The following is a 7,111-nucleotide window of genomic DNA, read 5'->3' on the forward strand; positions in this document are numbered from 1 at the left end:
CCGGCGCATGCGGCACGATGGGCGCATGGACGACATCGCCACGCCCGGGACCTACACGCTGCTGCCCACCGCACCGCCGCTCGAGGACTACCTGCGCCTCCGACGCGACTCCGGCTTGACACCGGTGACGGCCGAGCAGGGCGCGCCGGCGATCGACGGCGCGTGGTCGGCGTGTCACGTCGTCGACGAGGACGGGAGACCGGTCTCGATGGGGCGGGTCATCGGCGACGGCGGGTGGTACTTCCACGTCGTCGACATCGCCACCGACCCCGGGCACCAGCGTCGTGGGCTCGGACGGGCCGTCGTCGAGTGGCTCGTCGCGGACGTGCGCGAGCGGGCCCCGGAAGGCGCCTACGTCTCGCTCATCGGGGACCCGCCCGGGCAGCGCCTCTACCGGTCACTCGGGTTCGAGGACGTGGCGCCGAGCCTCGGCATGGCGATGGTCCTCGGCACGGACGGCTGAGCGCGGACCGCTGTCCCCGGTCGGCTGCTTGCCGTCGGCCGTGCTCAGCGCGGCTCGATGTTCCAGGCGTCGATGACCGGGCGGCCGTGCTCGTAGCCGAGGGTGCTGACCGTCGCCGTCCCGAGCTTGAGCACGGCACCGTCCTGCGGGGCGAGCCGGATCCAGGCAGCACCGAGGGCGCGGAGGACGTGGCCGTGGGCGACGACGATCGCGTCGTGTCCCTCGGCCAGGACGGGCCGCGCCCGGTTGATGACCCGTTCCACGCGGACCCGGACCTCGGCAGCGTTCTCGCCGGGGGTGTCACCGGCCGGGACCCCGTCGGTCCACAGGTCCCACGGGCCGTGCCGCTGCACCTTGATCTGCGGCGTCGTGAGGCCCTCGTAGGCGCCGTAGTCCCACTCGTACAGGTCCTCGTCGAGTTCCGGGTCGACGCCGATGATGCGGGCGGTCTCGCGCGCACGTGTCAGCGGGCTGGACAGTGCCAACGCGAACTCGCGGTCGGCGAGGTACCGGGCGGCACGCTCCGCCTGGGCCTCCCCGTTCGCCGTGAGGGGGATGTCCGTGCGGCCGGTGTGCTGCCCGCTCTTCGACCACTCCGTCTCTCCGTGACGGACGAGGACGAGTTCGCCGGGGCGTTCCGAGGTCATGAGTTCCTTCCGAGCCAGAGGCCGAGCGCAGCAGCGCCGACCGAGACGACGAGCATGCCGAGGCCGTTGAGGACGGCGAGCCGGGTCTTGCCGGATCGGAGGAGCTGCACGGTCTCGACGCTCGCCGTCGAGAACGTCGTGTACCCACCCATCATGCCCGTCCCGAGCACGGCGACCATCGGGACGGCGATCGTCCCGGCTCCACCGAGCCCCGTGACGAGTCCGAGGACGAACGACCCGGTGACGTTGACGAGCATCGTGCCGAGCGGGAACCGCCGCACCCCCGCCCTCACAAGTCCGTCCAGGACGAACCGCAGTGCGGCTCCGACGCCGCCGCCCGCCGCGACGAGCAGGAGTCCCACGGCCGTCACCGCGCCGGCCCCGTCCCCGGCCCCGCCGACGCCGTGGCTCGCCGCCGGAGCCCCGCGGCGAGGGCGGTCCCGGCGGCCACCGCGGCGAGGCCGAGCAGCACGGTCAGCAGCGCGGCGCCGGCGCCGGCTCCCCAGCGCCCGACGTCGATGAGCCGAGCGGTGTCGTCCGCCAGCGTGCTGTAGGTCGTGAAGCCACCGAGCACCCCGGTCCCCACGAACAGCCGGACGGTCCGCCGACGTCCGACGTCGGGGCCGGACAGTGCGAGGTGCTCGAGCAGCAGACCGAGACCGAACGCCCCGGCGACGTTGATCGCGAGGATCGTCCAGCTGATGCCGTCGACGGGCGGCAGCACGGCGGCGAGCACGGCCCGGACCGCGGTGCCGAGGGCTCCACCGAGGGCGACCAACGCGATGAGTCCGGCGCGCAGGTGCGGCGGCCGTCCCGCCGGTCGTCCGTCCATCCGTCGTCTCCTGCCCACTCGCACCCCGGCTGCACCCGCTGCCGGGCGGGACGACGAAGGCCCCCACCCGGACGGGTGGGGGCCTTCGTGCTGGTGACCCCAGCGGGATTCGAACCCGCGTTACCGCCGTGAGAGGGCAGCGTACTAGGCCGCTATACGATGGGGCCGCGGCGATGTGTCGGTTCGGTGTGTGTCACTCGTGGTGACCCCAGCGGGATTCGAACCCGCGTTACCGCCGTGAGAGGGCGGCGTACTAGGCCACTGTACGATGGGGCCGTTCCGACAACTCGACAAGTATGGCACAGGGTGTGAGCGAGCGCCAAAACGAGCCCGTCCGTCCCGGTGTGTCGCCGGTCCGACCGGGGCATACGGTGGGTCGATGACGGTGCGCATCGGCCTGTCCGGCTGGCAGTACGACTCGTGGCGCGGCGACTTCTACCCGGAGGGCCTGGCGAAACGACGCTGGCTCGAGCACGTCGGTGATCGGTTCCCGGCCGTCGAGGTCAACGGCTCCTTCTACTCGTTGCAGCGTCCGTCCCGGTACCGCGCCTGGCGGGCGGCCGTCCCGGAGGGCTTCCGGTTCGCACTCAAGGGCGGCCGCTACCTCACACACATGCTGCGGCTCCGGAACGTGGACACCGCGCTGGCGAACTTCTTCGCCTCCGGTCCGCTCGAGCTCGGTCCGGCCCTCGGTCCGGTGCTCTGGCAGCTGCCCGAGCACGTCGTGCCCACGCCGGAGGTCCTCGACGCGTTCCTGGCGGCCCTGCCCCGCTCCCACGGTGACGCCGCCACGCTCGCCACCGGGCACGACGCCAAGGTCGCCGAGCCCGCCACGACGACGGAGCACGCCAGGCTGCGGATCGACCACGCGCTCGAGGTCCGGTCGCCGGACGCCGGCACGCCCGAGCACCTCGCGGTGCTCCGCCGGCACCGGGTCGCGCTCGTGGACTCACACGCCGGGGACTTCCCCCGGTTCGTCCACGACACGGACGCGCCCCTGGCGTACCTCCGTCTGCATGGAGCGCCGCACACGTACCACGACGGCTACCCACCGGAGGCCCTGGCGGACTGGGCCAGCACCGTCCGCCGTCACGACGAGGCGGGCCGTGACGTGTGGGTCTTCTTCGACAACGACGCGGAACGGCACGCCCCCTGGGACGCACTCGGCCTCGCCCGGCTCGTCGGCCGCCCTCAGACCCGGAGCGACTCCCCCGGCGCCAGCGAGACGACCTCGCCCGCGGGTTCGACGACCTGACGGACCCGGTCGGTGTGCCCGGCGAGCCCAATGTCCGAGAGCGTGGCCTCGTGGATCGGGACGGCGCGTCGCGGTGCCACCGCTGCCAGGTGGTCCATGAGCTCACCGATCTTGAGCCACGGTGCGCCGACGGGTGTCGCGAAGAGCTCCACCGGCACGCCCGGGTGGATGTAAGCGTCGCCCGGGTGGAACAGCAGCCCGTTGACGAACACCCCGGTGTTGTCGACCACCGGGACGGACGAGTGGATGAGCTGGTGTCGCGTCCCGTGGAAGGTGAGGGAGAACGGCCCGACGGTCCGGGCCTCCCCCGCGGTCACCACGTCCACGGCGACGACCTCGGCCAACGCCGTGGCGACACCGGCCGGGCCGAACACGGGGATGCCCGGGTTGCGCTCGAGGATGCCGGCCACCTGCTCGGCGGTGCCGTGGTCCGGGTGCTCGTGGGTGACGACGACGGCGACCACGCCCGTCACCTCGACGGGGCGGGTGAAGGCGCCGGGGTCGATGACCAGACGGGCGCCGTCCTCCTCGACGACGAGGCAGGCGTGCTCGAGCTTCGTGACCAACATGGCGACGAGCGTACGCCGCCCTGCACGCGCAGGGTCCGGCCCGTCGCCGGGCCGACGGAATCCCGGCTCCCCGCGTCACCGGTTGTCCGGCGGACGCCCGGCCCGGTCCCTACCGGGCGTCCGGCGGCAGGGTCTCCTGGGCGGCGTGTGCGGCCTGGGCGTGCTCGGCGTCGGCGATGAAGCGTTCCGCACCGTCGCGGGGCATGGCGGACTGTCCGCCACAGTACGAGCACTGGAGCACGTAGCGGCCGTGTCCGAAGGGGAACACGGGCACGAAGAAGAGCGTGAACCAGGTGCGGAGGCGGTGCAGGCGCTGCGCGGCGGTCGATCCGCAGAGGGCACAGGCGAAGAAGAGGACGCCGGCGAGGGCGGTCCTGGTGCGGCTGCCGAAGATGATCATGACGTCCCCTGTCGGTGGTCGGTCGCCGGACGCCTCCGACGACGTCGTCGTCGGCGTTCGGGCGTGGCGCGTGCTGTTCCGCCCATGATGGGCCGCTCGTGGTGTGGACGAGCGGATCGAACACGCGGCCGAGCCCGGGAACGACGAAAGCCCCCGGTTTCCCGGGGGCCTTCGATCACGTTGCTGGCTGGGGTACCTGGACTCGAACCAAGAACGACGGTACCAGAAACCGCTGTGTTGCCAATTACACCATACCCCATCGGACCCTGCGGTCCTGCGCCCCGTTGTCCGGGGCACGATCAACTACTGTACAGCATCCCGGAGGTCTTCGAGACCACCCACCAGGTCGCGGTGCACCGCAGCGGCCGTCGACGCCCCGTGACCGGCCGCGACGATGAGCTGTTCCGGTCCCGGCGGCGTGATGTCTCCCACCGCGTACAGCCCGGGTGCGCCGGTCCGACCGAGCCGGTCCACCCGCACCAGGCCCTGCTCGTCCCGGTCGAGGTCCGCGTCGACCCAGTCGAGGTCCGCGTGCCACACCGGGCGGACGAAGGCGCCCGAGCGCGGTTCGACGTGCCCGTCCGCGAGCCGCACACCCGTCATCCCGTCGCGGTCGCCCTCGAGGTCGGCCAGCGGTCGGTCGTCGACACGGATGCCCGCGCGTTCGAGCCGCGTGCGACCCTCGCCGGTCACCGGGGCCACGCCGTTCGTGTACACCACCAGGTCGTCCGTCCACGCGCCGACGAGCAGCGCGCGGTCGACGACGTCGTCCGTCTCGCAGATGAAGGCCAGCGGTTGCCCGGCCTTGTCGTAGGCGTCGCACTCCACACAGCTGTGCACGTCGGTGCCGTAGAACGCGCGGAGTGACGGCAGCGCGGGGAACGCCTCACGGAGACCCGTGGCGAGGACGACCGCGCGCGCAGCGGCGTCCACGTCCGTCCCCCGCCAGCTGCCGTGCACCCGCCAGGCGTCACCGTCGCGCCAGAGCCGGTCGACGACGGCCTGCGTGACCGTGGCCTCCGGGTACCCGGCGACCTCCTCGCGACCGAGCCGCCGGAGCTCGAGGGGCGAGATGCCGTCCCGTGTGATGAACCCGTGCGATCGGAGGGTCGCCGCGTTCCGGGGCCGGTTCGCGTCGACGAGCAAGACGGTCCGCTTGGCCCGCACCAGGTTCAGCGCGGCGCTGAGCCCCGCGGGACCCGCGCCGACCACGACGACGTCGTACACGGCCGTCAGCGGGCCGCGAGGGAGCGCAGTCGCTCGAGCGTCGACGCCTTGCCGAGGATCTCCATCGACTCGAAGAGCGGCGGGCTGATCCGTCGCCCGGACACCGCGACGCGCAGCGGACCGAAGGCGACACGGGGCTTGAGCCCGAGTCCGTCGATCAACGCCCCACGCAGCGCCTGCTCGATCGCCGTGGTCTCCCAACTCTCGAGCGCGTCGAGCGCCTCGATGCCGGCCTGCAGGACGGGCACGGGGTCGCCCTTGAGCGAGGCGAGGGCGTCGTCCTCCACCACGAGGTCCGCGTCCGACGTGAACAGGAAGCCGAGCATCGCAGGCGCCTCGCTCAGCAGCTGCATGCGCTCCTGCACGAGCGGTGCCGCGAGGGCGAGGACACGCTCCTGCTCCGGTGTCGCCGGCTCGTCGAGGTACGCGGTCAGGTACGGCTTGAGACGCTCGCGGAAGTCCGCCGCGTCGAGCAGACGGATGTGGTCGCCGTTGATCGACTCGGCCTTCTTGTGGTCGAACCGTGCCGGGTTCGGGTTCACGTCGGTGACCTCGAACGCGGCGGTCATCTCGTCGACGGAGAACACGTCACGGTCGGGACCGATCGACCAGCCGAGCAGCGCGAGGTAGTTGACGAGCCCCTCCGGCACCATCCCGTTCGACCGGTGGTGGAACAGGTTCGACTCCGGGTCCCGCTTCGAGAGCTTCTTGTTGCCCTCACCCATGACGTAGGGCAGGTGCCCGAACTGCGGAATGAAGTCGGCCATCCCGATCTCGTGGAGCGCCTCGTAGAGTGCGATCTGCCGCGGCGTCGAGGACAGCAGGTCCTCCCCACGGAGGACGTGGGTGATCCCCATCAGCGCGTCGTCGAGCGGGTTCGTGAACGTGTACAGCGGCTTGCCGTTCGGCCGGACCACGACGAAGTCCGGGAACGAGCCCTGCGGGAAGGTGATGTCGCCACGCACCAGGTCCTGGAAGCCCAGGTCACGGTCGGGCACACGCAGACGCAGCGCCGGCTCCCGGCCCTCGTCGCGGAAGGCCTGACGCTCGGCGTCGCTGAGGTCGCGCTCGTGGTTGTCGTAGCCCTGCTTCGGGTCCCGCCCGTTCGCCCGGTTCCGCGCTTCCATCTCCTCGGGCGTCACGAAGGACTCGTACACGTGGCCGGCGTCCTTGAGCCGCGCGATCGCGTCGACGTAGACGTCCGTACGCTCCGACTGCCGGTACGGGCCGTGGGGGCCACCGACCTCGACGCCCTCGTCCCAGTCGAGCCGCAACCAGCGGAGCGCCTCGATGATCTGACCGTACGACTCCTCGCTGTCCCGGGCGGCGTCGGTGTCCTCGATGCGGAACACGAGCTTGCCGCCCGTGTGCCGCGCGTACGCCCAGTTGAACAGGGCGGTACGGACGAGGCCGACGTGCGGCGTTCCGGTGGGCGACGGGCAGAACCGGACGCGGACGTCGGAACCGGTGGCTGAGGAGAATGGCGCTGTCATGACGCCGTCGATCCTACCGTGGCGCTCCCCTGCCGATCGGTGTCGGGGGCGACGCCCCTGCGTCGAGGATGCGGCTGGGGACGCGAAAGAGCCCCTGACCGGGGTGGGCATTGCTGCTCACCCCGGTCAGGGGCTCGATCGTTCTGTGAAAAGAAGTCCGGCGGCGTCCTACTCTCCCACAAGGTCCCCCTTGCAGTACCATCGGCGCTGAGAGGCTTAGCTTCC

Annotated in this window: 9 protein-coding genes and 3 tRNA genes; 2 read left to right on the forward strand and 10 right to left on the reverse strand. The window is 71.8% G+C overall.

Features of this window, described 5'->3' with window-relative positions; all coding sequences use genetic code 11:
• Positions 1-25: 25 nt before the first annotated feature.
• Positions 26-463, forward strand: coding sequence for a GNAT family N-acetyltransferase (locus DEJ32_RS12540; RefSeq protein WP_110901502.1), 438 nt, complete (start codon positions 26-28; stop codon positions 461-463).
• A 44-nt stretch (positions 464-507) separates the two neighbouring features.
• Here DEJ32_RS12540 and DEJ32_RS12545 read toward each other — a convergent pair whose 3' ends face one another.
• The 5 genes from DEJ32_RS12545 to DEJ32_RS12565 form a co-directional block, all read right to left on the reverse strand.
• Positions 508-1,110: a histidine phosphatase family protein gene (locus DEJ32_RS12545; RefSeq protein ID WP_110826124.1), complete on the reverse strand. Its 603-nt coding sequence runs from the start codon at positions 1,108-1,110 to the stop codon at positions 508-510.
• Positions 1,107-1,481, reverse strand: coding sequence for a fluoride efflux transporter CrcB (crcB, locus tag DEJ32_RS12550; protein WP_110901503.1), 375 nt, complete (start codon positions 1,479-1,481; stop codon positions 1,107-1,109). The genes DEJ32_RS12545 and crcB overlap by 4 nt, the downstream gene beginning before the upstream one ends.
• On the reverse strand, positions 1,478-1,942 hold the full coding sequence (locus tag DEJ32_RS12555) for a CrcB family protein (protein ID WP_110901504.1): 465 nt from the start codon (positions 1,940-1,942) through the stop codon (positions 1,478-1,480). The genes crcB and DEJ32_RS12555 overlap by 4 nt, the downstream gene beginning before the upstream one ends.
• 91 nt (positions 1,943-2,033) lie before the next feature.
• Positions 2,034-2,109: transfer RNA gene (locus DEJ32_RS12560), tRNA-Glu, on the reverse strand.
• A gap of 33 nt (positions 2,110-2,142) precedes the next feature.
• A tRNA-Glu gene (locus DEJ32_RS12565) sits at positions 2,143-2,218 on the reverse strand.
• Between the two features lie 103 nt (positions 2,219-2,321).
• Here DEJ32_RS12565 and DEJ32_RS12570 point away from each other — a divergent pair.
• Positions 2,322-3,197: a DUF72 domain-containing protein gene (locus DEJ32_RS12570; protein WP_110901505.1), complete on the forward strand. Its 876-nt coding sequence runs from the start codon at positions 2,322-2,324 to the stop codon at positions 3,195-3,197.
• Here DEJ32_RS12570 and DEJ32_RS12575 read toward each other — a convergent pair.
• The 5 genes from DEJ32_RS12575 to gltX all read right to left on the reverse strand — a co-directional run bounded on the left by DEJ32_RS12575 (position 3,134) and on the right by gltX (position 6,886).
• Positions 3,134-3,766 carry an MBL fold metallo-hydrolase gene (locus DEJ32_RS12575; RefSeq protein ID WP_110901506.1) on the reverse strand — a complete coding sequence of 211 codons (633 nt, stop codon included), beginning with the start codon at positions 3,764-3,766 and terminating at the stop codon, positions 3,134-3,136. The two genes, DEJ32_RS12570 and DEJ32_RS12575, sit on opposite strands and share 64 nt — an antisense overlap.
• A gap of 109 nt (positions 3,767-3,875) precedes the next feature.
• Positions 3,876-4,166, reverse strand: coding sequence for a zinc ribbon domain-containing protein (locus DEJ32_RS12580; protein WP_110901507.1), 291 nt, complete (start codon positions 4,164-4,166; stop codon positions 3,876-3,878).
• A 184-nt stretch (positions 4,167-4,350) separates the two neighbouring features.
• Positions 4,351-4,425: transfer RNA gene (locus DEJ32_RS12585), tRNA-Gln, on the reverse strand.
• A 44-nt stretch (positions 4,426-4,469) separates the two neighbouring features.
• Positions 4,470-5,393: an NAD(P)/FAD-dependent oxidoreductase gene (locus DEJ32_RS12590; protein WP_375342322.1), complete on the reverse strand. Its 924-nt coding sequence runs from the start codon at positions 5,391-5,393 to the stop codon at positions 4,470-4,472.
• A 5-nt stretch (positions 5,394-5,398) separates the two neighbouring features.
• Positions 5,399-6,886: a glutamate--tRNA ligase gene (gene gltX / locus DEJ32_RS12595; protein ID WP_110901508.1), complete on the reverse strand. Its 1,488-nt coding sequence runs from the start codon at positions 6,884-6,886 to the stop codon at positions 5,399-5,401.
• Between the last annotated feature and the right edge of the window lie 225 nt (positions 6,887-7,111).

This window comes from Curtobacterium sp. MCPF17_046, from assembly GCF_003224295.1.
GTDB lineage: Bacteria > Actinomycetota > Actinomycetes > Actinomycetales > Microbacteriaceae > Curtobacterium.